This is a genomic window from Micromonospora sp. NPDC023737 (assembly GCF_040639715.1).
GTDB lineage: Bacteria > Actinomycetota > Actinomycetes > Mycobacteriales > Micromonosporaceae > Micromonospora.
This window is the reverse complement of sequence record NZ_JBFAAL010000003.1, coordinates 334,757-359,432: the sequence shown is the minus strand read 5'-3', so window position 1 is coordinate 359,432 and position 24,676 is coordinate 334,757. Positions and strand designations below refer to the sequence as shown.

Sequence of the window (24,676 nt, the reverse complement as noted above, 5' to 3'; positions counted from 1 at the left end):
ACGCGTCGTTCGCGACTGCTGGGCTCGCGGACCCGGCTCGCTCCGCGCGCTCACGCAGGCGCCCCTACCAGGTGCTTGAGGACCGAGGTGAAGAAGCCGAGGCCGTCCAGCGAGGGGCCGGTGAGCTCCTCCACGGCGTGCTCCGGGTGGGGCATGATGCCGACCACGTTCCCGGCCTCGTTGGTGATCGCGGCGATGTCGCGCTGCGACCCGTTCGGGTTGCCGCCGAGGTAGCGCGCGACCACCCGGCCCTCGGCCTCGAGCCGGTCCAGCGTCGCGGGGTCGGCGACGTAGCAGCCCTCGCCGTTCTTGACCGGAATCAGCACCTCCTGGCCCGGCTGGAACGCGTTCGTCCAGGCGGTGCCCACCGTCTCGATCCGCAGGACCTGGTCCCGGTTGCGGAAGTGCAGGTGCTGGTTGCGGGTGAGCGCGCCGGGCAGCAGGTGCGCTTCGCAGAGGATCTGGAAGCCGTTGCAGATGCCGAGCACCGGCATACCACCCCGAGCGGCGTCGACGATCGACTCCATCACCGGGGCGAACCGGGCGATGGCCCCGCAGCGCAGGTAGTCGCCGTAGGAGAAGCCGCCGGGAAGGACGACGGCGTCGACCCCGTGCAGGGCCGGGTCGCCGTGCCAGAGGCGGACCGGCTCTGCGCCGGCGATCCGTACGGCGCGGGCGGCGTCCCCGTCGTCGAGCGAGCCGGGGAAGGTGACAACTCCGACCCGCGCGGTCACGACCGGGCGCCCGCGGTCTCGTCGGCCTCGACCACGCGGACGGTGAAGTCCTCGATGACCGGGTTGGCGAGCAGCTTGTCGGCGATCTCCCGGGCCCGGTCCAGGTCCGGTTCACCGGTGAACTCGATCTCGATCCGCCTACCGATCCGGACCGAGGCGACGTCGCTGACGCCGAGCCGCGGCAGCGCGTTTGCGACGGCCTGGCCCTGCGGATCGAGGATCTCGGGCTTGAGCATGACGTCGACGACGACGCGAGGCACTGGGCACTCCTGACTGTGTACGCAGTTGGGTGCCGACCCACATGGGGCGAGCGCAGCCAGCCTACCTGGCAGATGACGGTGTGCCCGCACCGGCCGGGCCCGGCCCGGACCGCAGTCGAGACAACTCCCCGACACACGTGGCGTGGACCACTCCACGGTGCCCGGCACCACTCCCACCAGGACATATACGACTCACGCTATGGCCGAATCGTTATGTCGCGGAGTCCAAAAGGAAATCTTGAAAAGGTGCGCCACTCCCCCTACTCTACATCGACATAGTTCGATGATACGGCGGCGCAGATCACACGTCGCCGGTTGCCCCCGCCCGGCGACCCCGGGTATCACCCCACCCTCAAGGAGTCCCGCCCATGCGCATCCGCTCCCTGCTCGTGGCGATCAGCACCGCCATGATCGGCGTCGTCGGCGCCGCCTCCGGCGCCACCGCGGCCCCCGCCGGCCCGCAGCCGATCATCGGCGGCGGCACCGTATCGTCCGCCCCGTGGGCCGCCGCCGTGTTCAGCAACGGCTCGTTCACCTGCTCCGGCAGCGTGATCGCCGCGCAGTGGGTGCTCACCGCCCGGCACTGCATCAGCGGCACGATGTCGGTCCGGATCGGCAGCGTCAACCGCTCCTCCGGCGGCGTGACCCGCAGCGTCTCGGCCACCTACACCCGCTACGACCTGGCCCTGATGCGCCTCTCCAGCTCGGTGAGCTCCTCCACCGTGACCCTGGCCACCAGCAACCCGCCGATCGGGTCGACCAACTCGATCTACGGCTGGGGCATGACCTGCTACAGCGGCTGCTCGGCATCCACCGTGCTCAAGACCGCCAACGTGCAGGTGACCAGCAACAGCGCCACCGACGCGTACGGCGGGCAGGCGATCCGCAGCTCGCGCATCAACGGCAACGCGTGGCGGGGCGACTCGGGCGGCCCGCAGTTCTACAACGGCCGGCAGGTCGGCGTCGCCTCGACCGCGGACGGCGTGAACATCCAGAACTACGGCAGTGTCGCGTACAACCGGTCCTGGATCACCTCGGTGGCCGGTGTCTGACGGTTAGCGCCCGGCGCGGCGCGGATGGTCGGCAGAGCGCCAGCCGTCCGCGCCGCGCCGTTTTTCAGCATCCGATCAGGTGAACAACGCTCGCGATCGGGTGTCGCCCGCCCTGACAGCATCGGAACCGTGCTGGTCGTGACGACGGATCAACTGCCCGGCTACGAGATCCGCCAGATCCTCGGTGAGGTGGTCTCCTCGATGGCCAGGACCAGAAACCCGTACCGCGAGGGCGTCAAGAACCTCCGCGGTGGCGCGTACGACCCGATGGCGCCGGACAACCTCACCCGGTGGCGTACCGACTCGGTGGCCCGGCTCGGCGAGGAGGCCCGCCGGCTCGGCGCCAACGCTGTGATCGGCATGCGCTTCGACAGCCGGGACTGCGGCGAGATGTGGATGGAGATCTGCGCCTACGGGACGGCGGTGATCGTCGTACCCAAGGTGCCCGACGTCATGCCGCCCGACCAGCCGCTGGTCGCCGCGGAGACCGCCCACGACCCGGCCATCGCGGAGGCGCCGGGCGGCATCGCCGAGCCGGCGAGCGCCCCGAACCTACGCACCGCCGCCGAAACCCCCACCCGCGACTCCTAACCCACCCACCCGACCCCCGACTAGCCCGCCCCGGTGGCCCGCCCCGGTGGCCCGCCCCGACGGCTCGCCCCGACGGCTCGCCCCGGTGATCATGAAGTTATTGCCTGCCGCACCGGCGTGTCCGCGCAATAACTTCATGATCACCCCCGGCGCCCGGCCGGGGGCCGGGGGCCGGCCAGGGGGCCGGCCAGGGGGGCCGGCCAGGGGGCGGGGGTTGGCCGGGGGTGGGGGTTGGGGTGGGGTCAGAGGATGGGGGGTGGGGAGTAGGCGGCGGCCTGGGGGTGGGCTTCGACGATCTTGGTGATGCGGCGGGTGACCGCCTGGACCTGGGCGGGAGCGGCGCCGACGAAGGCGGCCCGGTCGGCCACCAGCTCGTCGATCTCGGCTCGGGTCAGGCCCAGTCGGCCGTCGGCGGCGAGCCGGTCGAAGAGGTCGTTCTCGAGCGCGCCCTTCTCCCGCATACCCAGCGCAACGGCCACCGCGTGCTCCTTGATCACCTCGTGGGCGACCTCCCGGCCGACGCCTCGCCGGACCGCCGCCACCAGGATCTTCGTGGTGGCCAGGAACGGAAGGAAGCGCTCCAGCTCGCGGTTGATCACGGCCGGGTACGCGCCGAACTCGTCGAGCACGGTGAGGAACGTCTGGAACAGCCCGTCGGCGGCGAAGAACGCGTCCGGCAGGGCCACCCGGCGGACCACCGAGCAGGAGACGTCCCCCTCGTTCCACTGGTCGCCGGCCAGTTCACCGACCATCGACAGGTAACCGCGGATGATCACTGCGAAGCCGTTCACGCGCTCCGACGAGCGGGTGTTCATCTTGTGCGGCATCGCGCTGGAGCCGACCTGACCGGGCTTGAAGCCCTCGGTGACCAGCTCCTGGCCCACCATCAGCCGGATCGTGGTGGCCAGCGAGGAGGGACCGGCGGCGACCTGGGCGAGAGCGGAGAGCACGTCGAAGTCGAGCGAGCGCGGGTAGACCTGGCCGACGCTGTCCAGCACCCGGGAGAAGCCGAGGTGCTCGGCCACCCGCCGCTCCAGCTCGGCGACCTTCTCGGCATCGCCGTCCAGGAGGTCGAGCTGGTCGGCGGCGGTGCCCACCGGGCCCTTGATCCCCCGCAGCGGGTAGCGGGCGATCAGGTCCTCCAGCCGCTCGTACGCGATGAGCAGCTCCTCCGCGGCCGACGCGAAGCGCTTGCCGAGCGTGGTGGCCTGCGCCGCCACGTTGTGCGAGCGGCCGGCCATCACCACACCGGAGTACTCGTGCGCGTGCCACGCCAGCCGGACCAGGGTGGCTACCACCCGGTCCCGGACCAGCTCCAGCGAACGGCGTACCTGGAGCTGCTCGACGTTCTCGGTGAGGTCCCGGGACGTCATGCCCTTGTGCACGTGCTCATGGCCGGCGAGCGCGCTGAACTCCTCGATCCGGGCCTTCACGTCGTGCCGGGTGACCCGTTCCCGCTCGGCGATCGACGCGAGGTCGACCTGGTCGAGCACCCGCTCGTACGCCTCGACCACCCCGTCGGGCACCGGCACGCCGAGGTCACGCTGGGCCCGGAGCACGGCGAGCCAGAGCCGCCGCTCCAGGCGGATCTTCTCCTCTGGCGACCAGAGGGCGACCAGTTCGGGCGAGGCGTACCGGTGGGCGAGCACGTTGGGGATCGTCGTCACGCAGCCATTCTCCCGTATCCGCCGGTCGCGCCCGGACGGGGCCGTCGGAGGGTACGGCGGCAGGCGCCGTCGGGCGCGGGCCGCCGGTACCGGGCGCGCGAATGCCCGGCCGGACGGGAGGAGTTGCCGCTCAGCCGGCGCGCTTCAGCCGGCCGGCCTCCTCGCCCTGGGCGCTGAGCAGCACCAGCACGTCGCCGTCGAGCCCCGCCCGGGACGCCCGGGACAGCCAGACCGCCAACGGCACGTTGTCGCAGCCGATCAGTGTGCTGGGCCCGGCGGTGGCGAGCAGGGCGCCATCGGGGCCGGCGACCCATCGTCCGCGCTGCCCGTTGCAACCGTCGGAGCCGCGCCACTCCCCGTCGCCGCGCAGCTCCAGGTAGGCCGCGCTCGCGCCGGGCCTCCGGTCCACCACGGGCACCCACCGCCCGAGCAGGGCGTCCCGGCTCGCCGGGGCCAGGCCGGCCGGCAGCGCGGCGGCGGGCGCGAGGGCCTCCCGCGCCTCCGCGGTGACCCGGGGCGGTTCCGCCAGCGACGGCAGCAGGTTCGGCCCGGGCGTGGGCTTCGCGCCGGGCCGCAGGCTGGCGAGTCTCCGGCCCCGGTCGTCGAGCAGGACCGGGTTGTCGCCCTCGAACCGGAATCCGGTGACGCGACCCAGCCAGGGAGCGGTGTGCGGGCAGTCGGCCGGATCGGCCACCGAGGTCTCCGACAGGTCGGCGATGAACAGGCCGTACGTGTCGGCCCGCCAGCTGCCCATCGACGGCCCGCAGGGGCCGAACCACAGCAGGCCGCCCTGGTCGACGGGGGCGAGCCGGAGGACGCCTCCCGCGTCCCCGTCGACCTCCGTCGCCGTCCAGGAACCGATCAGCCGCACCGGATCCGTCCGGGCGGGCGCCGGCCTGGCCGGGGCGGTGCCCGGCGGCTCCGAACCGGAGGGGTCCGCCCGGGTGGAGGCCGACCCGCCAACGTCCGCCGCCACCTGCCCGTCCGCGCAGCCCGCCAGCAGTGCCGCCGCCGCGACCACAGCCATCACATGCCCGCTTCTCCTCATCGCCGCTCCTGTCCGCCGAACCCGATCTACGGCGGTTGGACGGCGCCGTACGGGAGACGGTTCCCCTCCTGGGTCAGCGCTCGAGGATGGCCGTCACACCCTGCCCACCCGCGGCGCAGATCGAGATCAACCCGCGTCCGACGCCCTTCTCGGCCAGCAGCTTGGCGAGGGTCGCCACGATCCGGCCACCGGTCGCCGCGAACGGGTGCCCCGCGGCGAGGGATGAGCCGTTGACGTTGAGCTTCTCCCGGTCGATCGCGCCGAGCGGCGCGTCCAGGCCGAGCCGGTCCGTGCAGAACTCGGCTGACTCCCAGGCGGTGAGGGTGGCCAGCACCTGCGAGGCGAACGCCTCGTGGATCTCGTAGTAGTCGAAGTCCTGAAGGGTCAGCCCGGCCCTTGCGAGCATCCGGGGCACCGCGTACGCGGGGGCCATCAGCAGCCCCTCGTCGCCGTGCACGAAGTCCACGGCGGCCGTCTCCGACCAGGTGAACCAGGCCAGCACCGGCAGGCGCCGCTCCCGCGCCCACTCCTCCGATGCCAGCAGGACTGTGGACGCGCCGTCGGTGAGTGGCGAGGAGTTCCCGGCGGTCATGGTGGCCTTGTCGGCGTCCGGCCCGCGCGTGCCGAAGACCGGCCGCAACGCGCCCAGCTTCTCCAGGCTGCTGTCGGGGCGGAGGTTCTGGTCCCGGGTGAGCGCCAGGTACGGCGTCATCAGGTCGTCGAAGAAGCCCCGGTCGTAGGCGGCGGCCAGCCGCTGGTGCGACCGGAGCGCCAGTTCGTCCTGGGAGCGGCGGTCGACGTTCCAGCGCAGTGCGGTGCGGGCCGCGTGCTCCCCCATGGACAGCCCGGTGCGTGGCTCCGCGTTGCGCGGGATCTCCGGCTTGAACGGCTGGTGCGGGCGTAGCTTCGCGGCCAACTTCAGCCGTTCGCCGAGGGTGCGGGCGCTGTTGAGCTTGAGCAGCGTACGGCGCAGGTCCTCGTTGAGCGCCAGGGGCGCGTCCGAGGTGGTGTCGACGCCGCCGGCGATGCCGACGTCGAGCTGCCCGAGGGCGATCTTGTTGGCGACCAGGATCGCCGCTTCCAGGCCCGTGCCGCAGGCCTGCTGGATGTCGTAGGCGGGGGTGTGCGGGTCGAGCCGGGATCCGAGCACCACCTCGCGGGTCAGGTTGTAGTCCCGGGAGTGCTTGAGCACCACCCCGGCGACCACCTCGCCGACCCGCTGACCGGCCAGGCCGTACCGGGCCACCAAGCCGTCCAGCGCCGCGCCGAGCAGGTCCGAGTTGGACGCGGTCGCGTAGCGCGAGTTGGAGCGGGCGAAGGGGATGCGGTTGCCGCCGATGACCGCCACTCGCCGGATGCTTTGCACGATCCGCCTCCTCGACAGTGTTTGCCCGTACCCTACTCGCCAGTAGGCTACGCCTATGACCGACAGGTACGCGAGCTTCGTCCAATCGGGGGCCGGTCGCGCGCTGGTCAAGCGCCTAGGGCTGCCCGACCCGCCGCGACTGCGCCGGCACCGGCCCGGCGACCCGATCCTGCCCGGGCCCGCCCTGCTGGGCGCGGCCACCGGGGGCCGGCTCGCCGAGCCGGTCGGCGGGCTGCTGGCCGCCGCCGGGGTCGAGCTGCGCGACCCGGCCGCCGGCACCGACGCCACCGAGCGGTTCGGCGCCCTGCTGTACGACGCGACCGGCATCACCGACTCGACCGGGCTGCGACAGCTCTACGACTTCTTCCACCCGGCGGCCCGCTCGGTCACGCCGAGCGGCCGGGTGATCGTGCTCGGCACCCCGCCCGCCGAGTGCGACACGACCCGCGAGGCGACCGCCCAGCGTGCCCTGGAGGGCCTGACTCGCAGCATCGGCAAGGAGTTCGGCCGCGGCGTCACCGCCCAACTGGTCCACGTCACCCGCGAGGCCGACGGGGAGAGCCTGATCAGCCTCGAAGCCACCCTCCGGTTCCTCCTCTCCGGGCGGTCCGCGTACGTCTCGGGCCAGGTGATCCGGATCGGTGCCGGCACCGCCACCGCACCGGCCGACTGGGAGCGCCCGTTGGACGGCCAGGTCGTGCTCGTCACCGGGGCGGCCCGGGGCATCGGCGCGGCGCTCGCCCGGGTCCTCGCCCGCGACGGCGCGCAGGTGGTGGCGCTGGACATCCCGGCCGCCGGTGACGCGCTGGCCGGTGTGGCCAACGAGATCGGCGGCAGCGCGGTGCAGCTCGACCTGACCGCGCCGGACGCCCCCACCCGGCTCGCCGAGCACCTCGCCGGCCGGCACGGCCGCGTCGACGCGGTGGTGCACAACGCCGGCATCACCCGGGACAGGACGCTCGGCCGGATGGACGCCGACCGCTGGGACCAGGTGATCGACGTGAACCTCTCCAGCCAGGAACGGATCAACGACGAGTTGCTGGCACGCGACCTGGTTCCGGCCGGCGGCCGGATCGTCTCGGTCTCCTCGATCGCGGGCATCGCCGGCAACCGCGGCCAGACCAACTACGCCACCAGCAAGGCCGGGGTGATCGGGCTGGTCGACTCCCTCGCCCCGGCACTACGCGGACACGGGATCAGCGTCAACGCGGTGGCGCCCGGCTTCATCGAGACCCGGCTGACCGCCCGGATCCCGGTGGTGATCCGCGAGGCGGGACGCCGGATGAACAGCATGGCCCAGGGCGGGCTTCCGGTTGACGTCGCCGAGACGATCGGCTGGTTGACCTGGCCGGCCAGCGGCGCCGTCAGCGGCAACGTCGTACGGGTCTGCGGCCAGAGTCTGCTGGGGGCGTGATGAGCGACTCCACCAGCGGGCGGACCACCGTCGAGCTACCCGGGATGCCGGCCGCCGGAGCGCTGTACCGGCGCGCACTCGTCGGCGCTCTTCCGGGCACCGGTGGCCGGCGGGAGACTCAGCCGCCGGCGGTCCGGCTCACCGTGTCCGGGGTGACTGTCGACCTCGACCATCTGGCCGACTACGACCGGGTGTGCGGGTTCCGGCTCACCGACCGGCTGCCGGCGACCTATCCGCACGTGCTGGGCTTCCCCTTGGCGCTGCGGCTGATGACCGCGCCGGAGTTCCCGGTGCCGCTCACCGGCGTGGTGCACGTGGCCAACCGGATCACCACGCACCGGCCGATCCACACCGGCGAGACGCTGGACTTCTCCGCGTACGCGGAGAACCTGCGCCCGCACGACCGGGGGCGGCAACTGGATGTGGTGCTCGTCGCGACGGTCGCCGGGGAGGAGGTGTGGCGGGGCGTCTCGACGTACCTGAGCCGGGAGCGGCGGGGCGGCGGCGAGCGGCGTGAGCGGGACGCGTCCCCACCAGCGCCGGCCGCCTCGGCGACCTGGCGGCTCACCCCGCGCATCGGCACCGAGTACGCCCGTGTCTCCGGCGACCACAACCCCATCCACACCTCGCGACTCGGGGCGCGATTGTTCGGCTTCCCCCGCCCGATCGCGCACGGCATGTGGAGCAAGGCGCGCTGCCTGGCCGCGCTGGAGAACCGGCTGCCGGACGCCTACACCGTCGAGGTCGCCTTCAAGCTGCCCGTACCGCTGCCGAGCACGGTGAACTTCGCTCTCCTGCCGACCGGCGGGTTCGCCCTGCACGACTCGGCCGGCCGACCGCACCTGGCGGGCCTGATGCGCTGAGCGCTCCTGCCGGGCCCGGACCTGAGGCTTGGCAGGGGCAGACTCCTGCGCTACGTTGTTCTCACATCGAGATGTTCTCAGAATGAGAGAGACATGGTTGACGAGCACGACTTCCTGGCCACGTACGACCCCCGGGCCTACCCGTCGGTCGCCGTCACCGTCGACGTGGTGGCGCTGACGATTCGCGACGGCGCGCTGCACCTGCTGCTGATCCGGCGCGGCCAGCCACCCTTCGAAGGGCACTGGGCGCTGCCCGGCGGTTTCGTCCGCCCCGACGAGGACCTGACCGCCGGCGCCCGGCGGGAGTTGGCCGAGGAGACCGGGCTCGGCGGAGAAGGGCTGCGCCGCGTACACCTGGAGCAGTTGGGCAGCTACGGCTCACCCGACCGCGACCCGCGAATGCGGGTCGTCTCGGTCGCCCACCTCGCGTTCGCCCCCGACCTGCCGGACCCGGCGGCCGGCACCGACGCCGACGAGGCGATCTGGCTGCCGGTGACCGCGCTGACCAGCCGGCAGCTCGCCTTCGACCACGGTCGGATCATCGACGACGCGCTGGAACGGGCCCGGTCCAAGCTGGAATACACCCCGCTCGCCACCCGCTTCCTCACCCCCGAGTTCACGATCAGCGAGCTACGCGGCGTCTACGAGACGGTCTGGGGTCATCCGCTGCACGGCGGCAACTTCCACCGCAAGGTCCTCTCCGTGCCGGGCTTCGTGGAGAGCACCGGCGCCAGCACCGAGCGCGGCGGCACCCGGGGCGGCCCCCGCGCCCGGCTCTACCGGGCCGGCGACGCCCGGCTGCTGCACCCGGCGCTGCTGCGCCCCGCCCGCGAGGACACGGTGCGATGAGGACCGCGGAGGCGATCGGCCTGGTCGCGGCGGCCCGCACCGACGCCGACCTGTTCGGCACCGACCGGCCGGCCCGGCGCTACCGCGAGCTGGTCGCGGCCCTGCACCCCGACCGCCTGCCGGCCGACCCGGCGGTACGCGCCGAGGCCACCGACGCGTTCATCGAGGTCACCACCCGGTGGCGGGCCCGGCAGGTCACCGTCCTCGGCGACTACCGCCTCGGCACACCGGCCCACTCGGGTGACCTGGCCGACCTCTACGACGTCGGCGACGACCGGCTCCTCAAGCTGCCCCGACGCCCCAGCGACAACGACCTGATGGCCCGCGAGGCACACGCCCTGCGCACCATCGCCGAGCGCGGCGACCCGCGCTACCTGCCGTACGTGCCCCGGCTGGTCGACGACTTCCCGCACCGGGATGCCGCCACCGGCGCCGAACGGCGGATCACCGTGCTCGCCACCGCACCCGGCCTGCACGACCTCGACGAGGTGCGGCGCGCGTACCCCGACGGGCTGGACGCCCGGGACGTGGCCTGGATGTGGCGGCGGCTGCTGGTGGCGCTCGGCCTGGCCCACCGGGCGGGGATCGTGCACGGCGCGGTCCTGCCGCGGCACGTGCTGATCGAGCCGGACGCCCACGGCGTGGTGCTGGTCGACTGGGTGCTTCTCCACCCCGGTCGGCGGCACGATCCCGGCCATCGTGCCCGGCCACCAGGACTGGTACCCGCCGGAGGCCCTCGACAAGCGGCCCTGCGGGCCGGGCACCGACATCTGGATGGCCAGCCACTGCATGACCTCGCTGCTGAACCGCCACGCGCCACGCGAGCTGCTCAACTTCGCCCAGGGCTGCCGGCAGCGGCCCCTGGACGCCCGGCCCGACGACGCCTGGCGTCTGCTCCGCGAATTCGACCAGGTGCTGGACCGGCTCTACGGGCCGCGCACCTTCCGACCCTTCACCCTCACCCGCTAAGGAGCCGTCATGGGCAGCGGAATCTGGTCCACCGACGTGTACGACGCCGCCGACCGCTACCGCCGGTCCACCGGCAGGAGCGCCTTCTCCTACAGCGACAGCGGGGCGCGCACCGTGCACCCCGCCCTCGATCCCCGCGACGCGACGCGCGAGAGCCGCGACTCCGCCGAGCACCCCCGATCGACGCCCATCGCGGTGCTCTTCGACGTGACCGGCTCGATGCGCACGGTGCCGCGCGTCCTGCAGACGAAGCTGCCGCAGCTGCTCGGGCTGCTGCAACGGCAGGGCTACGCCAGCGACCCGCAGATCATGTTCGGCGCGATCGGCGACGCCACCTGCGACCGGGTGCCGTTGCAGGTGGGCCAGTTCGAGTCGGACAACCGGATGGACGACGACCTCGGCCGGATCGTCCTCGAAGGCGGTGGCGGCGGGCAGATGACCGAGTCGTACGAGCTGGCCATGTACTTCATGGCCCGGCACACCGTCACCGACAACTGGGAGAAGCGCGGCCGGCGCGGCTACCTGTTCATCATCGGCGACGAGCTGGCGTACCCGCGGGTGAAGGCGCAGGAGGTGACCGGCCTGATCGGGGCCGACCTCGCCGAGGATGTGCCGCTGCGACAGGTGGTGGACGAGGTGACCCGCCGCTGGGACACCTACTACCTGCTCCCCGCGGGCAGCCACTACTCCGGCAACGCCGCCGTGCTGGACTTCTGGCGAGACCTGCTCGGGCAGAACGCCGTGGTGCTCGACGACCTCGACGCGGCCTGCGAGACCATCGCGCTCACCGTCGGCCTCGGCGAGCAGGCCATCGACCTGGACGAGGGCCTACGCCACCTGGATCGCGCCGGCTCCAACGCCGCCGGCAGCGTGTCCAAGGCGCTGGCGCCGCTCGGCCGGAGGCGGCGCGCCGAGGTGTCGACGCTTCCGGCGTTCCGCGACACCACCGGTGGGGTGACCCGGCTGTGAGGCACGTGGCGGTGGTCGACCTCGGCTACGGCGACGCCGGCAAGGGGACGGTGGTGGACTGGCTCTGCGCCACCCGCCCCGTGCACACCGTGATCCGCTTCAACGGGGGCGCGCAGGCGGCGCACAACGTCGTGCTGCGCGACGGGCGGCATCACACGTTCGCGCAGTTCGGGGCGGGCACGTTCCACCCGGGTGTGCGTACGCACCTGTCGCGACACGTGGTGGTGGACCCGCTGGCGCTGGCCGTCGAGGCCGACCATCTCGCCACGGTCGGGGTGCCCGACGCGCTGGATCGGCTGACCGTGGACGGGGACGCACTGCTCGCCACCCCGTACCACCGGGCCGCCAACCGGGCCCGGGAAATCGCCCGGGGAGCCGACCGGCACGGCTCCTGCGGGCTGGGGGTGGGCGAGACCGTCGCGTACGGTCTCGCCCACCCCGACGACGCGCCCCGGGTCGCCGACTGCCACCGCCCGGCGCTGCTGCACCGGAGGCTGACAGCCCTGCGGGACCGGCTGACCGCCGAGCTGGGTCCGCTGGACGCGCCACCTGTCGAGGACTGCCTACCCGCGTTCACCGGGTTCGCCGGGCGGGTCGCCATCGTCGACGGCAGCTGGCTGGCCGGGGCGCTGCGCGCCGGGACCTGCGTCTTCGAGGGTGCGCAGGGCGTGCTGCTGGACGAGTGGCACGGCTTCCACCCGTACACGACGTGGAGCACCACCACGTTCGCCAACGCCGACAGCCTGCTCGCCGAGGCGGGCCTGCCCGGCGACGTGGCCCGGATCGGGGTGCTCCGGCTGGTCACCACCCGGCACGGGCCCGGTCCGCTGGTGACCGAGGACCCGGCCCTACGACTGGTGGACCCGCACAACCCGACGAACCCGTGGCAGGGCCGCTTCCGGTTCGGCCACTTCGACGCGGTCGCGCACCGGTACGCCCTCGCGGCAGCCGGCGGGGTCGAAGGCCTGGCGCTGACCCACCTCGACCTCGCCGACCCCGGACTGCGGATCTGCCGCCGCTACGACACCACCGACCGGCTCACCCCGGGCCCGCCCGGTGACCTGGACCGGCAGGCCGCGCTCACCGCCCGACTGCTGCGCGCCCGCCCGCTCTACGACGACGCGCCGGCCGACTGGGCGCAGGCGGTGGAAGCGGAGCTGGGGGCGCCGGTGGTGCTGACCTCGCACGGCCCCACGGCCGGCGACAAGACGCCGTGCGGTCCGCTGCTCGCCCCGCCGGCCCTGGCCTGCTCCAGCTGACTCCGAGCCGAAGGCGGACGCCGGACAACCGACCGACGGCGGGTGATCCGGCGACTCGGCCACCGGGCGGGTCGCACCCGGCGAGCATGGGGGCATGGATTCCGCGCTCGACCTGCTCCGGCAGCTGGTCACCTCGCCATGGGTGTACCTGCTGATCCTCGGAATCACCGCGGTCGACGCGTTCTTCCCGGCCGTACCCAGCGAGGCCGCCGTGATCACCGCCGCCGTCATCTCCGCCTCCGACGGACGACCCAACATCATCGCCGTGATCGCGGCGGCCGCGATCGGCGCGCTCGTCGGCGACCACATCTCGTACGCGATCGGGCGCGCCGGTGGGGCACGCCGCCTGGCGCGGCTACCCGACCGGAGCCGGCGGCGAATCGGATCGGAGTGGGCCCGCCGCGCGGTCGACCGGCGGGGCGGGGTCATCCTGACCACCGCCCGCTACATCCCGGGCGGCCGGACCGCGGTCACCCTCACCATGGGCGCGGTCCGGTACCCGCGCCGTTCCTTCCTCCTCTTCGACGCGATCGCCACCTCCACCTGGGGCATCTACTGCGGGCTGCTCGGCTACTTCGGGGGCCTGGCCTTCGAGCGCGACCCGATCAAGGGAGTGGTGGCCGGTCTCGGAATCTCGATCGCGGTCACCGCACTCCTGGAGGTCATCCGCGCGCTGCGCCGCCGCCGGGCCCGCCACCGCGCCGCAGACCGGAGCTGAGCGGCGCCGACGGTCGCTGCGGCGGGAACGCGCCGCCGCGCGGGACGGCGACGGCTGCCCGTCAGAGCAGATCGGCGTCGTGCACCAGGATCGCGACCTGGACCCGGTTGGTCAGCTGGAGCTTCGCCAACGCGCGGCTGACGTGCGCCTTCACGGTGGCCTCGCTCATGGCCAACCGGCGGCCGATCTCCGCGTTGGCGTGGCCGCGCGCCACCTCCCGCACGATCTCCGACTCCCGATCGGTCAGCAGGTCGAGCCGCTGCCGGGCGGTGGTGCGGCGTGCCGGACCACGTTCGGCGAAAGAGCTGATCAGGCGGCGGGTCACCGTCGGGGCGAGCATCGCCTGCCCCGCCGCCACCGTGCGCACGGCCGCGACCAGTTCGCGGGGCGGCGTGTCCTTCAGCAGGAAGCCGACCGCCCCTGCGCGCAGCGCCCGGTGCACGTACTCGTCGAGGTCGAAGGTGGTAAGCATGATCACCTTGGGGCCGGCGGCCACCACCTGCGGCGCGGCGGTCAATCCGTCCGTGCCCGGCATCCGTACGTCGAGCAGCACCACGTCGGGTCGGAGCCGATACGCCTCGACCAGCGCCGCGGTACCGTCCGCTGCCTCGCCGACCACAGTGATGTCCGGTGCCGCTTCGAGAATCAGACGCAGACCCGAGCGGACGAGCTGCTCGTCGTCGACGACCAGGACCCGGATCACGAGGGCCTCGGAGTGGGAATCAACGCCCGGACCAGGAAGCCGTCATCGGTCGGCCCAGCCTCCAACCGGCCACCGAGCAGTTCGACCCGCTCCCGCAGACCCAGCAGCCCGAGGCCCGCACCGGGCAACCCGAGGCCCTCGACCGGTCGGCCCCGCCCGGCGCCGCACCGGCTCGGGTCCCCGCCCGACGGGCCCGGTCGGGGCGTCGGCAGCACCCGGCCTTCGGCAGACGAGCCGTTCCGAACCGCGATTTCCACCCACCCCGGCAGATACCGCAGGCGTACGGCCGCGTCGGCCTCCGGGGCATGCTTACGTACGTTGGTCAGCGCCTCCTGGACCACGCGGTGGACGGTACGTCCCACCGTCGGCGGCACGGAGCGTGGTTCGCCCTCGTCCTGCCGCCGGACCCGCAGCCCGGTCGCCCTGGATTCGCGTAACAGCTCGGCCAGACCGCCGAGCAGGTCGTGACCCGGATCGGCCAGGGCGAAGGTGGGCTGACGCAGGACCCCCAGCACCTCGCGCAGATCGGTGAGCGCCTGCCGGCCGGTGGACCGGATCAGCGCCGCGGCCTCGACGGCCGCCGGCTCGGTGGCGGTGACCTCCAACGCACCGGCGTGCACCACCATCAGCGACACCCGGTGGGCCACCACGTCGTGCATCTCCCGGGCGATCCGTGCCCGCTCCTCCACCCGGACCCGCTCGGCCCGCGCCTCCCGCTCCCGCTCCCCCCGTTCGGTTCTGTCCCGCAGCGCGGCGATCACGTCCCGCCGCGACCTGACCAGAAGCCCCGCCACCAGCGGAAAGGCCACCAGACACACAGCGGTGACCACCGCATTGGCCGGAGTGGCGGTGGTGATCCGCCGCGGGCCGCCGACGGCCAGCCCGACCAGCACCCCGACCGCCATCACCGCCACGGCACCGGCGAGGTACCAGGTGACCCGGCGCCGGTCGGAGAGTCGGAGACCCGCCTGGTACGACGCGACCACCCCGGCCGGCCAGGCGGCCATCGCGAGCCAACCGACCGCAGCGGCCAGGAACAGCGGCCAGCGGCGGGTCCGGACGACCGCCGTCGCCCAACCGGACGCCACGGCGATCGGAAGTACGAGTACATCGGGCAGCGACGTACGGACCCCGAGCGCGCCGGTGCGGGACTCCCAGACGGCAACGGTCACGACCACGGCGACCAGCAGTGGCGCGTGGCGGTCGACAACCCGCCGAAGCTCGACGGCGTTGGAGGGCATGGGCCGAGCCTATGGTCGGCGCGGCGTTGCGGGCAGCGACGAACCCGAAGTCCCGGGTCGGGTGGGGGAGCTCCCTGATCCGCGCTCCGGGACACTGGCTACTTAGGTCGTGGTCCGGTGCTCACCGACGGCCGATGGCGCGAACGGCCGGCGCGACCAGCATCGGGATCATGAATCTGCTCGACCTGCTGCACCAGACGATGTCCTCACCCTGGGTCTACCTGGCACTCTTCGCGATCGCCGTTCTCGACGGGTTCTTCCCGGTGGTACCGAGCGAAACCGCCGTGATCACCGCTGGCGTGTTCGCCGCGTCCGGCGAACCGTCACTGCCGGTGGTGATCCTGGTCGCCGCGTCGGGTGCGCTGCTGGGCGACCACATCTCGTACGTCATCGGCCGCACCGGCGGGGCCCGGCTGCTCGATCGGCTTCCCGTGGGCGGACGCCGACGTGCCGGGGTCGAGTGGGCCCGGCGCGGCATCGCCGCACGGGGCGGCCTCATCCTCACGGTCGCCCGTTACGTTCCCGGTGGACGAACGGCCGTCACGCTCACCATGGGCGCGGTCGGTTATCCGCGCCGGCGCTTCTTCGCCTTCGACGCGCTCGCGGCGGCCTCCTGGGGGCTCTACTCGGCCCTGGTCGGTTACCTGGGCGGGCTCGCCTTCGAACAGGACCCGGTGCGCGGCCTGCTGCTCGGGCTCGGCCTGGCGTTGAGCGTGACCGTCGTGGTGGAGGGGGTACGCCTGCTCCGCCGCCGCGGTCGGCGCCGCTCCGCGTCGACGGGCCGAGGTGCCGACCGGGACATCCTGCTTCATCGCGGGCGTTGACCGGGGCCTCACCGCTCGGGCGGACGCCAGGTCACGCCGTTCAGCAGCTGGTCGGCGCCGAGCCAGGCCACATTCATCATCCGCGTCGCGGTCTTCTCCGGATCGGCCTCCGGGTGGTCGGCGAGCCAGTCGGCCAGCGACTCGCTCGCGCCCACCAGGGCGTACGCGGCCAGCTCCAGGTCGGCCTCCGCGATCTCGCGCCCCTCGGCGCGCAGCGCATGGGCGAGCATGCCGGCGACCACCTCGACCAGCCGGGCCCGCATGGCGGCGAGTTCTCCGGCGAACGGCTGCTCGCCGCGGGCCTGCCGGTAGAGCACCGCCCACCCGTCGCGATGCGCGCCGACGAAGCCGAAGAACGCCCGGAGCCCTCTCCAGAGCCGCTCGTCGGCCGGCAGCTCGGGCGCGGCCGCGCCAGCGATCGCCTCGGTCATCCGGGTGCCCTCGCGATGCAGGCAGGCGACGAAGAGCTCCTCCTTGGTGCCCAGGTACGCGTAGACCATCGGCTTGGAGATGCCGGCGTCCTCGGCGATCTCGTCCATGCTGGCCGCGTGGTAGCCGCGGCGCGAGAAGACCTTGACGGCCGCGTCTAGCATCTGCTGCTCGCGTACGGCTCGGGGCAGGCGCTTGAAGGTGGGTGTGCTGGACACCTTGCGAGCATACCTACTGGTGCGTAAGGTTACGCCGGAGTAACCAGAATCGCCCGCCCGGAAGGTGTTTCGCATGACTGACTTCGACCCGGCCAACTTCGCCAACGTCGGCCCGAAGGAGTTCGCCCAGCTGGTCAAGTCCACCCCGGACGACAAGCTCGCCCAGGTGATGGCCGGCGACCTGCGCGGCAAGGTCCTGGGTGAGGTCTTCAACCGGATGCCGTCGCTGTTCCGGGCCGACCGGGCCGGTTCCACCAACGCGGTCATCCACTGGACCATCACCGGCCGCCCGGACGGCGCCAGCGACACCTACGAGGTGGTCATCGAGAACGGCACCTGCACCGTCCCCGAGACGCCGCAACGCGAGCCGAAGCTGACCCTCACCATGGGCCCGGTCGAGTTCCTCAAGATCGTGTCCGGTGGGGCGAACCCGGTGATGATGTTCATGACCGGCAAGCTCAAGGCCAAGGGCGATCTGGGTCTCGCGGCCAACATCGCCAACCTGTTCGACATCCCGAAGGCCTGACATGCCCGAGTTCTCGCTCGACCTGTCCGAGGAACAGCGGGACCTCCGTGACTGGGTGCACGGCTTCGCCGCCGAGGTCGTGCGCCCGGCCGCGGCCGAGTGGGACGCCCGGGAGGAGACCCCCTGGCCGATCATTCAGGAGGCGGCGAAGGTCGGCCTCTACGGTTTCGAGTTCCTCGCCACCTGCTGGGCCGACCCGACCGGACTCTCCCTCCCCATCGCAAACGAGGAGCTGTTCTGGGGGGACGCCGGCATCGGCCTGAGCCTCTTCGGCACCTCGCTCGCGGTCGCCGCCATCTACGGCGCAGGCACCCCCGACCAGATGGTCGAGTGGGTGCCCCAGTGCTTCGGCTCGGTCGACGAGCCGGCCGTGGCCGCGTTCTGCACCAGCGAGCCGGAGGCCGGCTCCGACGTCGCAGCGATGCGCACGCGGGCCGTCTACGACGAGGCCACCGACGAGTGGGTGCTTACCGGGCAGAAGGCGTACGCCACCAACGGCGGCATCGCCGGAGTGCACGTGGTCACCGCCTCGGTCGAGCCCCCACTCGGGTCCCGTGGACAGGCGGCGTTCGTCGTACCGCCCGGCACGCCGGGGCTCAACGCGACCCGCAAGCTGCGCAAGCTCGGCCTGCGCGCGTCGCACACCGCCGACGTCTTCCTCGACGACGTACGCGTACCGGGGCGCTGCCTCCTCGGCGGCAAGGAGGCCCTGGACGAGCGGCTGGCCCGGGCCCGCTCCGGGCAGCGCGCCTCGGGTCAAGCGGCGATGCGTACGTTCGAACTGTCCCGCCCCACCGTCGGTGCGCAGGCACTCGGCGTGGCCCGCGCCGCGTACGAGTACGCCCTGGACTACGCGAAGGAACGGGTCCAGTTCGGACGCCCGATCATCGAGAACCAGGCGGTCGCGTTCGCGCTGGCCGACATGAAGATGGAGATCGACGCAGCCCGGCTGCTCGTCTGGCGCGCGTCCTGGATGGGCCGAAACAACCGGCCGTTCACGGCCGGTGAGGGCTCGATGTCCAAGCTCAAGGCCGGTGAGGTGGCCGTGTCGGTGACCGAGAAGGCGGTGCAGCTGCTCGGCGGTGCCGGCTTCCTACGCGACCACCCGGTCGAACGCTGGTACCGCGACGCGAAGATCTACACCATCTTCGAAGGCACGTCCGAGATCCAGCGGCTGGTCATCTCGCGCGCCATCTCGGGCATGCAGATCCGCTGACCGGCCGGGCAGGCCGACGGCGCCGGCCCCGTCGCAGGTCGGCGGGACCCCGACGACCGGAAGCGGCTCTCCGGCCGGCGCCGTCCCCGGGACTCCTACGCACTTCCGGGCCGACGCGCGGATCCCACCATGCGGCCCCGAACGGCGACCTCGAACGCTCGCACGTACCGTGCCGTCTTCGTCACGTGGCGCCGCCGCCAGCTGTGCCGAATCGCGGCACCCCAGGCATGATCAGGGCAGACACCCGGACGGGTATGACATCCCTCGGCCCCGCCCGGCCACACCCCTAGGAGGTCTGCGGCATGGACCTGCCCTTCATGGTCACCACGATGACCCGGCGAGGGCTGCTCACCCCCGGTCAGCCGATCCGGATCGCCTCGCAACTCAACGCGCTGCGCCGCTGGGGTTGGAGCCTGGCCGGCGAGCTCCGGCAGGCCGCCGCCCGCGACCCCGGCCGGACGGCGGTCATCGACGAGCACGGCACCGAGCTGACCTACCAGGAGTTGCTCGACCGGGCCGAACGGATGGCCCGCTCCCTGCGGACGGCGCACGGCGTGCAGGCCGGGGAGCGGATCGGTATGCTGTGCCGCAACCACCACGGTCTGATCGAGACGGTCGTCGCGGCCACCCTGCTCGGGGTCGACGCGGTGCTGGTCAACACCGGGCTCTCCGCCGCGCAACTGGCCACCGTCGCCGAGGAACAGCGCCTACGCGTGCTGGTGCACGACGACGAGTTCACCGAACGGGTGCTCGGCCTGCCGGCCGAGCTGCCCCGCCTCGACGAACGCGCCCGTGAGGAGCTGGTGGCCGGCGCGCTCCCGGGCGACCTGCAACCGCCCAAGCGGGACGGGCGGATCATCGTCCTCACCTCCGGCACCACCGGTGCGCCGAAGGGTGCCCGCCGCCCCACCCCGAGCGGCTTCGGCCCGCTGGTGTCCATCATCGACCGGATCCCGCTGCACACCCGGGACCGGGTGATGATCGCCGCGCCGATCTTCCACACCTGGGGATTCGCCGCCCTCCAGGTGTGCTTTGCGCTGCGGGCCACCATCGTGCTGCACCGCCGCTTCGACCCGGCCGCCACGTTGGCCGCGCTCGTGGCACACCGGTGTGACGCGCTCTTCGCCGTACCGGTGATGGTGCAGCGGCTGATGGAGGTGGCCCCGCCCGAGCCGCGCCCCCAACTCAAGGTCGTGGCGGTGAGCGGCTCGGCGTTGCCCGGCGGGCTCGCGACGCGGTTCATGGACCTCTACGGCGACGTCCTGTACAACCTGTACGGCTCGACCGAGGTGTCCTGGGCGTCCATCGCCGGTCCGGGCGAGCTGCGGGCGGCACCCACCACCGCCGGCCGACCACCGCACGGCACCCTGCTCCGGATCCTCGACGCCGCCGGCCGGCAGGTGCCGGACGGGCAGGTCGGCCGGATCTTCGTCGGCAACGAGATGCTGTTCGAGGGCTACACGTCCGGGGCGAGCCGGGAGAGCCGCGACGGACTCCTCGACACCGGCGACCTCGGCCGGCTCACCCCCGACGGACTGCTCTTCGTCGACGGCCGGGCCGACGACATGATCGTCTCGGGTGGCGAGAACGTCTTCCCGTCCGAAGTGGAGAACCTGCTAGCGCAACTGCCCCAGGTACGCGAGGTCGCCGTCATCGGCGTGCCCGATCCGGAGTACGGCCAGCGCCTCGCCGCGTTCCTCGCCCTGCACGCCGGGGAGACGCTCGACCCGGAGGCGGTACGCGAGTACGTCCGGCACTACCTCGCCCGCTTCGCCGTACCGCGGGACGTGGTCTTCGTGAAGTACCTGCCCCGCAACGCCACTGGGAAGGTGCTCGCCCGGGAGTTGCTCCGCTACTACGGCTGACCCGGGCGCCGTCCCAGGTCAGGGACGGCGCGTCGGGTCGGGCGTGGTCGCGGTGAGGTCGCCCGCGATCACCGGTGAGTTTCGATCCGCCCCTCGGCAGCGGCGGCGGCGATGTCGGTGCGGTGCTGCGAGCCGGCCAGACCGATGCCGCGTACCAACTCGTAGGCGGCGTCCCGGGCGGCGGTCAGGTCGGGTCCGGTGGCCGTGGCGCAGAGGACCCGCCCACCGGCGGAGAGCAACGCGCCGTCGTCGGCCCGGCGGGCGGTGCCGGCGTGGATGATGCCGCGGCGGTCCGCGCCAGTGATCACATCACCGGTACGCGGCGTGGCCGGGTAACCCTCGGACGCGACCACGACGGTCACCGCGGCCCCGTCCCGCCAGCGCAGCGGCGGGTGCTCGGCCAGCGTGCCGGTGGCCGACGCGTGCAGCAGCCCGGCCAGCGGCGTCTCCAGCAACGCGAGCACCACCTGGGTCTCCGGGTCGCCGAAGCGGGCGTTGAACTCGATCACCCGGGGGCCGTTCGCGGTGATCGCGAGCCCGACGTAGAGCAGGCCGGTGAAGGGAGTGCCCCGGTGCCGCAGCTCGGCCAGGGTCGGGTGGACCACGTCCCGCATGACCTCGTCGACCAGGCCGGGCGAGATCCACGGCAGCGGCGCGTACGCCCCCATGCCACCGGTGTTCGGGCCGGTGTCGCCGTCACCGGCGCGCTTGAAGTCCTGTGCGGGCAGCAGCGGGACCGCGGCCTCGCCGTCGGTGACCACGAAGAGCGAGACCTCGGGACCGGCGAGGTACTCCTCGATCACCACCCGGCCGCACTCGCGTGCGTGCTCCTCGGCGCGGGTCCGATCGTCGGTGACCACCACGCCCTTGCCGGCGGCGAGCCCGTCGTTCTTCACCACGTACGGCGCGCCGAACTCGTCCAGGGCGCGGCCGACGCTCTCCGCGTCGGTGCAGGTGTAGGCACGGGCGGTCGGCACACCGGCGCTGACCATGACGTCCTTGGCGAACGCCTTCGACCCCTCCAGCTGGGCCGCCGCCGCGGACGGGCCGAACACCGGAATGCCCTTGGCGCGGACGGCGTCGGCGACACCGGCGACCAGCGGCGCCTCCGGCCCGATCACCACGAGGTCGACACCGGTCTCCACCGCGAGCGCGGCCACTGCCGCCGGGTCGTTCGCGTCCACCGCGCGCAGCTCGGCCACCTCGGCGATGCCCGGATTGCCCGGCGCCGCGATCAGCTGCGTGACCGCCGGATCGGAAGCCAACCCGAGCGCGAGCGCATGCTCACGCCCCCCACCACCAACCAGAAGAACCCGCACGACCCCAGATCCTACGCACCCCCACCCCACCCCCACCCCCTCCTCCCTTCCCCCACCCCTTCCCCCACCCCTTCATTGCGTGATCAAGAGATTTGCGTCAGCAATGGCCCGCCTGCTGACGCAAATCTCTTGATCACCAGCGGGGGTGGGGGTGGGCGTTGATTGCTTGGCGGACGGTCCAGGGGATGTAGTCGGGTCGAAGTGTGTCGGCCCAGGTGAAGCGGAGCACGGTCCAACCCGCGTTCACCAGGCGGTTCTGGCGGCGGCGGTCGGCGAAAACTGCCGCCGGGTTGCCGTGCGGCCCTTGACCGTCGGCTTCGGCGATCACCTTCGGCCCACGCCAGCCGAGGTCGCCGATCCCGAGCAGGTAGCCGTCGTCATCGCGTACCTCTAGTTGGAGTGTGTCCGGCGGCACCTTGCCGTCGACGCACCGCAGCCGGGTACGAGTCTCCAGCGGCGACTGCGCACGTCCGTCCGCCTCGGCGAGATGGCCGCGCGCTGCCACCGCTCCCCGCCGCCCTCTGATCAGGGCCGAGATCACATGCAATTCATCCGCGGCGAGCTCACCAAGACAGAGCGCTGAGTCGACGACCGATACCGCGGCGTAGCGATCGGTTCTGAGGATGATGTCGGAGACCGTACGCACGGCGGTGGTGACCGGAATGCCGGCGACCATGGTCAGATCACGGGGCCTGACGGTCAGTGAATGTACGACCAGCCACGACACCGGACCGCGCTGCGGCCGAGGCCGGTCCACCGGCACCGACACGTGGACCTGGGACGTGCGGCGTAGACCCGCGACGCGGTGCAGTTCCAGTGCCGTGTCGAGCACGGCGAAGGCAGCCGGGCCGAGGCTCGCAACGGCGGCCCGGATCCGCGCGCGCCGCAGATCGTGCGGCTCTCCGCCGAGAAAGAAGTACCCACGCAGCAGCCGTTCCCATCGGCCGGATCTGCACATCTGCCGGACCTGGTCCCTGCTCAGGCCCACCCGCAGCGCCTGCCCGAGGGTGACCATCCCGTCCTGCCTCGCGGCCACCTGTCCAAGAACGTCGTGTGGTGTCACCACCCCACGGTGCCCAGTTACCCACAGCCGCCGACACCCCTGTGGATAACCGCGTCACCCCCTGTGGATAACGCCTCAACCAGCGCGGTTGATCAAGAGGTTTACGTCAAGTTGGGAGGCAATCCCGACGCAAACCTCTTGATCAACGGGGCGAACCTGAGGGGGCCCTGAGGGGGTGGGGGGTGGGGATCAGGGGATTAGGGGGTGTTGGACTACGTTTTCTTCGCGGCCGGGGCCGACGCCGATGACGCTCACCTTGGTGCGGCAGAGCTCCTCGATGCGGGCGATGTAGCGGCGGGCGTTCTCCGGCAGGTCGTCGACGCTCCGCGCCTTGGTGATGTCCTCCCACCAGCCGTCCATCTCCTCGTAGACGGGGGTGGCGTGGTGGAAGTCGGTCTGGGTCATCGGCATGTCGTCGACCCGCTCGCCGTTGATCTCGTACCCGACGCAGATCGGCACCTTGGCCAGGCCGGTGAGCACGTCCAGCTTGGTGATCACCAGGTCGGTGACGCCGTTCAGGCGGCAGGCGTACCGGGCGACCACCGCGTCGAACCAGCCGCAGCGGCGCTCCCGACCGGTGGTGGTGCCGTACTCGTGACCGATCTTGCGCAGGTGCGCGCCGTTGTCGTCGAAGAGCTCGGTGGGGAACGGTCCCGAGCCGACCCGCGTGGTGTACGCCTTGCTGACCGCGATCACCTTCGTGATGGCGGTCGGCGGGATCCCCGCACCGACGCAGGCGCCGCCGGCGGTCGGGTTGGACGAGGTCACGAACGGGTACGTGCCGTGGTCCATGTCGAGCATGGTGGCCTGGGCGCCCTCCAGCAGGACCGTGTCGCCCTGGTCCAACGCGTCCCAGAGCAGGCCGCGGGTTTCCGTGATGTACGGCTTCAGCCGCTCGGCGTACTCCAGGTACTCCTCGACGGTCGCCTCGACGTCGATCGCCTTGCGGTTGTAGACCTTGAACAGGATCTGGTTCTTCTCGCGCAACGCGAGTTCCAGCTTCTTGCGCAGGATGCCCGGGTCGAGCAGGTCCTGCACCCGGATGCCCATCCGGGCGACCTTGTCGCCGTACGCCGGGCCGATGCCCCGGCCGGTCGTGCCGATCCGGGACGAGCCGAGGTAGCGCTCGACCACCCGGTCCAGCGCCCGGTGGTGCGGCATGATCAGGTGCGCGTCGCCGGAGATGCGCAGGCGGGAGACGTCCACACCCCGCTCCGCGAGGCCGTCGATCTCGGTGAGCAGGACCTTGGGGTCGACCACCACACCGTTGCCGATGACGATCTTCGCGCTCGGTGACAACGCACCCGAGGGCATCAGGTGCAGCGCGTACTTCTGGCCGTCCGGCGTGATCACCGTGTGGCCGGCGTTGTTGCCGCCGGAGTAACGCACCACGTAGTCGACCCGCTCACCCAGCAGGTCGGTAACCTTGCCCTTGCCCTCGTCGCCCCACTGAGCGCCGATGAGCACGATCGCTGGCATCTTGTCCGCCTCCAGAAGGCTCGGGTGCCAGGTG

At 72.4% G+C, this 24,676-nt stretch carries 25 protein-coding genes; 13 read left to right on the top strand and 12 right to left on the bottom strand.

Going from position 1 to position 24,676, the window contains the following annotated elements:
* Window positions 1–50: 50 nt before the first annotated feature.
* Together purQ and purS are read right to left on the bottom strand one after the other, a co-directional pair.
* Complete coding sequence (gene purQ / locus AB0F98_RS10495; RefSeq protein WP_357731896.1) at window positions 51–734, bottom strand: phosphoribosylformylglycinamidine synthase subunit PurQ; 684 nt, start codon at window positions 732–734, stop codon at window positions 51–53.
* Window positions 731–994: a phosphoribosylformylglycinamidine synthase subunit PurS gene (purS, locus tag AB0F98_RS10490; protein WP_076468782.1), complete on the bottom strand. Its 264-nt coding sequence runs from the start codon at window positions 992–994 to the stop codon at window positions 731–733. The genes purQ and purS overlap by 4 nt, the downstream gene beginning before the upstream one ends.
* Window positions 995–1,362: 368 nt before the next feature.
* On the opposite strand from purS, the gene AB0F98_RS10485 reads away from it, so the two are divergent.
* Together AB0F98_RS10485 and AB0F98_RS10480 are read left to right on the top strand one after the other, a co-directional pair.
* Entirely contained in the window at window positions 1,363–2,046 is a 684-nt protein-coding gene (locus AB0F98_RS10485; protein WP_357731893.1) for a DUF1986 domain-containing protein, read from the top strand.
* A 24-nt stretch (window positions 2,047–2,070) separates the two neighbouring features.
* The gene (locus AB0F98_RS10480) at window positions 2,071–2,637 is read left to right on the top strand and encodes a YbjQ family protein (RefSeq protein WP_357731890.1); all 567 of its coding nucleotides are present in this window, start codon (window positions 2,071–2,073) and stop codon (window positions 2,635–2,637) included.
* Window positions 2,638–2,879: 242 nt separating this feature from the next.
* Here AB0F98_RS10480 and purB read toward each other — a convergent pair whose 3' ends face one another.
* The 3 genes from purB to AB0F98_RS10465 form a co-directional block, all read right to left on the bottom strand.
* Window positions 2,880–4,304: an adenylosuccinate lyase gene (gene purB, locus AB0F98_RS10475; protein WP_357731887.1), complete on the bottom strand. Its 1,425-nt coding sequence runs from the start codon at window positions 4,302–4,304 to the stop codon at window positions 2,880–2,882.
* 130 nt (window positions 4,305–4,434) lie between these two features.
* Window positions 4,435–5,352, bottom strand: a complete 918-nt coding sequence (locus AB0F98_RS10470; RefSeq protein ID WP_357731884.1) for a hypothetical protein — start codon at window positions 5,350–5,352, stop codon at window positions 4,435–4,437.
* Window positions 5,353–5,425: 73 nt separating this feature from the next.
* Complete coding sequence (locus tag AB0F98_RS10465; RefSeq protein WP_357731881.1) at window positions 5,426–6,718, bottom strand: acetyl-CoA C-acetyltransferase; 1,293 nt, start codon at window positions 6,716–6,718, stop codon at window positions 5,426–5,428.
* Window positions 6,719–6,773: 55 nt separating this feature from the next.
* On the opposite strand from AB0F98_RS10465, the gene AB0F98_RS10460 reads away from it, so the two are divergent.
* The 3 genes from AB0F98_RS10460 to AB0F98_RS10450 all read left to right on the top strand — a co-directional run bounded on the left by AB0F98_RS10460 (window position 6,774) and on the right by AB0F98_RS10450 (window position 9,844).
* Window positions 6,774–8,132: a 3-oxoacyl-ACP reductase gene (locus tag AB0F98_RS10460; RefSeq protein WP_357731878.1), complete on the top strand. Its 1,359-nt coding sequence runs from the start codon at window positions 6,774–6,776 to the stop codon at window positions 8,130–8,132.
* The gene (locus AB0F98_RS10455; protein ID WP_357732466.1) at window positions 8,132–8,995 is read left to right on the top strand and encodes a MaoC/PaaZ C-terminal domain-containing protein; all 864 of its coding nucleotides are present in this window, start codon (window positions 8,132–8,134) and stop codon (window positions 8,993–8,995) included. Before AB0F98_RS10460 ends, AB0F98_RS10455 begins: the two co-directional genes overlap by 1 nt.
* Window positions 8,996–9,088: 93 nt before the next feature.
* Window positions 9,089–9,844 (top strand): NUDIX domain-containing protein, encoded by a 756-nt coding sequence (locus tag AB0F98_RS10450; RefSeq protein WP_357731875.1) that lies wholly within the window; start codon window positions 9,089–9,091, stop codon window positions 9,842–9,844.
* Here AB0F98_RS10450 and AB0F98_RS10445 read toward each other — a convergent pair.
* Window positions 9,772–10,542 (bottom strand): hypothetical protein, encoded by a 771-nt coding sequence (locus AB0F98_RS10445; RefSeq protein WP_357731872.1) that lies wholly within the window; start codon window positions 10,540–10,542, stop codon window positions 9,772–9,774. The two genes, AB0F98_RS10450 and AB0F98_RS10445, sit on opposite strands and share 73 nt — an antisense overlap.
* A gap of 1 nt (window position 10,543) precedes the next feature.
* Between AB0F98_RS10445 and AB0F98_RS10440 the strand changes: the two genes are divergently transcribed.
* The 4 genes from AB0F98_RS10440 to AB0F98_RS10425 all read left to right on the top strand — a co-directional run bounded on the left by AB0F98_RS10440 (window position 10,544) and on the right by AB0F98_RS10425 (window position 13,759).
* Window positions 10,544–10,813, top strand: coding sequence for a hypothetical protein (locus AB0F98_RS10440; RefSeq protein ID WP_357731869.1), 270 nt, complete (start codon window positions 10,544–10,546; stop codon window positions 10,811–10,813).
* 9 nt (window positions 10,814–10,822) lie between these two features.
* Window positions 10,823–11,782 carry a hypothetical protein gene (locus tag AB0F98_RS10435; protein WP_357731866.1) on the top strand — a complete coding sequence of 320 codons (960 nt, stop codon included), beginning with the start codon at window positions 10,823–10,825 and terminating at the stop codon, window positions 11,780–11,782.
* Window positions 11,779–13,041 carry an adenylosuccinate synthetase gene (locus tag AB0F98_RS10430; RefSeq protein WP_357731863.1) on the top strand — a complete coding sequence of 421 codons (1,263 nt, stop codon included), beginning with the start codon at window positions 11,779–11,781 and terminating at the stop codon, window positions 13,039–13,041. The genes AB0F98_RS10435 and AB0F98_RS10430 overlap by 4 nt, the downstream gene beginning before the upstream one ends.
* 94 nt (window positions 13,042–13,135) lie before the next feature.
* Complete coding sequence (locus AB0F98_RS10425) at window positions 13,136–13,759, top strand: DedA family protein (RefSeq protein WP_357731859.1); 624 nt, start codon at window positions 13,136–13,138, stop codon at window positions 13,757–13,759.
* A 61-nt stretch (window positions 13,760–13,820) separates the two neighbouring features.
* Here the strand turns inward: AB0F98_RS10425 and AB0F98_RS10420 are convergent, their stop codons facing one another.
* Together AB0F98_RS10420 and AB0F98_RS10415 are read right to left on the bottom strand one after the other, a co-directional pair.
* Complete coding sequence (locus AB0F98_RS10420) at window positions 13,821–14,462, bottom strand: response regulator transcription factor (protein WP_357731856.1); 642 nt, start codon at window positions 14,460–14,462, stop codon at window positions 13,821–13,823.
* Window positions 14,459–15,703 carry a histidine kinase gene (locus AB0F98_RS10415; RefSeq protein ID WP_357731852.1) on the bottom strand — a complete coding sequence of 415 codons (1,245 nt, stop codon included), beginning with the start codon at window positions 15,701–15,703 and terminating at the stop codon, window positions 14,459–14,461. The genes AB0F98_RS10420 and AB0F98_RS10415 overlap by 4 nt, the downstream gene beginning before the upstream one ends.
* A gap of 167 nt (window positions 15,704–15,870) precedes the next feature.
* On the opposite strand from AB0F98_RS10415, the gene AB0F98_RS10410 reads away from it, so the two are divergent.
* Entirely contained in the window at window positions 15,871–16,527 is a 657-nt protein-coding gene (locus AB0F98_RS10410) for a DedA family protein (protein ID WP_357732463.1), read from the top strand.
* 8 nt (window positions 16,528–16,535) lie between these two features.
* Here AB0F98_RS10410 and AB0F98_RS10405 read toward each other — a convergent pair whose 3' ends face one another.
* Window positions 16,536–17,174, bottom strand: coding sequence for a TetR/AcrR family transcriptional regulator (locus tag AB0F98_RS10405; RefSeq protein ID WP_357731849.1), 639 nt, complete (start codon window positions 17,172–17,174; stop codon window positions 16,536–16,538).
* Between the two features lie 73 nt (window positions 17,175–17,247).
* Between AB0F98_RS10405 and AB0F98_RS10400 the strand changes: the two genes are divergently transcribed.
* The 3 genes from AB0F98_RS10400 (at window position 17,248) to AB0F98_RS10390 (ending at window position 20,781) form a co-directional block, all read left to right on the top strand.
* Complete coding sequence (locus tag AB0F98_RS10400; protein WP_357731846.1) at window positions 17,248–17,700, top strand: SCP2 sterol-binding domain-containing protein; 453 nt, start codon at window positions 17,248–17,250, stop codon at window positions 17,698–17,700.
* 1 nt (window position 17,701) lies between these two features.
* On the top strand, window positions 17,702–18,916 hold the full coding sequence (locus AB0F98_RS10395) for an acyl-CoA dehydrogenase family protein (protein WP_357731843.1): 1,215 nt from the start codon (window positions 17,702–17,704) through the stop codon (window positions 18,914–18,916).
* Between the two features lie 302 nt (window positions 18,917–19,218).
* A complete protein-coding gene (locus tag AB0F98_RS10390) occupies window positions 19,219–20,781 on the top strand; it encodes an AMP-binding protein (RefSeq protein WP_357731840.1) in 1,563 nt (520 codons plus the stop codon).
* A gap of 68 nt (window positions 20,782–20,849) precedes the next feature.
* Here the strand turns inward: AB0F98_RS10390 and purD are convergent, their stop codons facing one another.
* From purD to AB0F98_RS10375, 3 genes are all read right to left on the bottom strand, one after another.
* A complete protein-coding gene (purD, locus tag AB0F98_RS10385; protein ID WP_357731837.1) occupies window positions 20,850–22,100 on the bottom strand; it encodes a phosphoribosylamine--glycine ligase in 1,251 nt (416 codons plus the stop codon).
* A 133-nt stretch (window positions 22,101–22,233) separates the two neighbouring features.
* Window positions 22,234–23,163 (bottom strand): type IV toxin-antitoxin system AbiEi family antitoxin domain-containing protein, encoded by a 930-nt coding sequence (locus AB0F98_RS10380; protein ID WP_357731834.1) that lies wholly within the window; start codon window positions 23,161–23,163, stop codon window positions 22,234–22,236.
* Window positions 23,164–23,352: 189 nt separating this feature from the next.
* Entirely contained in the window at window positions 23,353–24,642 is a 1,290-nt protein-coding gene (locus AB0F98_RS10375) for an adenylosuccinate synthase (RefSeq protein WP_357731831.1), read from the bottom strand.
* Window positions 24,643–24,676 lie beyond the last annotated feature (34 nt).

What these genes read in the sequence shown, in the direction of transcription:
- AB0F98_RS10415 (WP_357731852.1), bottom strand. Translation starts at nt 15,703, where the DNA reads ATGCCCTCCAACGCCGTCGAGCTTCGGCGGGTTGTCGACCGCCACGCG.
- AB0F98_RS10395 (WP_357731843.1), top strand. Translation starts at nt 17,702, where the DNA reads ATGCCCGAGTTCTCGCTCGACCTGTCCGAGGAACAGCGGGACCTCCGT.
- AB0F98_RS10390 (WP_357731840.1), top strand. Translation starts at nt 19,219, where the DNA reads ATGGACCTGCCCTTCATGGTCACCACGATGACCCGGCGAGGGCTGCTC.
- AB0F98_RS10400 (WP_357731846.1), top strand. Translation starts at nt 17,248, where the DNA reads ATGACTGACTTCGACCCGGCCAACTTCGCCAACGTCGGCCCGAAGGAG.
- AB0F98_RS10435 (WP_357731866.1), top strand. Translation starts at nt 10,823, where the DNA reads ATGGGCAGCGGAATCTGGTCCACCGACGTGTACGACGCCGCCGACCGC.
- AB0F98_RS10460 (WP_357731878.1), top strand. Translation starts at nt 6,774, where the DNA reads ATGACCGACAGGTACGCGAGCTTCGTCCAATCGGGGGCCGGTCGCGCG.
- AB0F98_RS10445 (WP_357731872.1), bottom strand. Translation starts at nt 10,542, where the DNA reads ATGGCCGGGATCGTGCCGCCGACCGGGGTGGAGAAGCACCCAGTCGAC.
- AB0F98_RS10480 (WP_357731890.1), top strand. Translation starts at nt 2,071, where the DNA reads ATGGTCGGCAGAGCGCCAGCCGTCCGCGCCGCGCCGTTTTTCAGCATC.
- AB0F98_RS10375 (WP_357731831.1), bottom strand. Translation starts at nt 24,642, where the DNA reads ATGCCAGCGATCGTGCTCATCGGCGCTCAGTGGGGCGACGAGGGCAAG.
- AB0F98_RS10425 (WP_357731859.1), top strand. Translation starts at nt 13,136, where the DNA reads ATGGATTCCGCGCTCGACCTGCTCCGGCAGCTGGTCACCTCGCCATGG.
- AB0F98_RS10485 (WP_357731893.1), top strand. Translation starts at nt 1,363, where the DNA reads ATGCGCATCCGCTCCCTGCTCGTGGCGATCAGCACCGCCATGATCGGC.
- AB0F98_RS10470 (WP_357731884.1), bottom strand. Translation starts at nt 5,352, where the DNA reads ATGAGGAGAAGCGGGCATGTGATGGCTGTGGTCGCGGCGGCGGCACTG.
- AB0F98_RS10450 (WP_357731875.1), top strand. Translation starts at nt 9,089, where the DNA reads ATGGTTGACGAGCACGACTTCCTGGCCACGTACGACCCCCGGGCCTAC.
- AB0F98_RS10455 (WP_357732466.1), top strand. Translation starts at nt 8,132, where the DNA reads ATGAGCGACTCCACCAGCGGGCGGACCACCGTCGAGCTACCCGGGATG.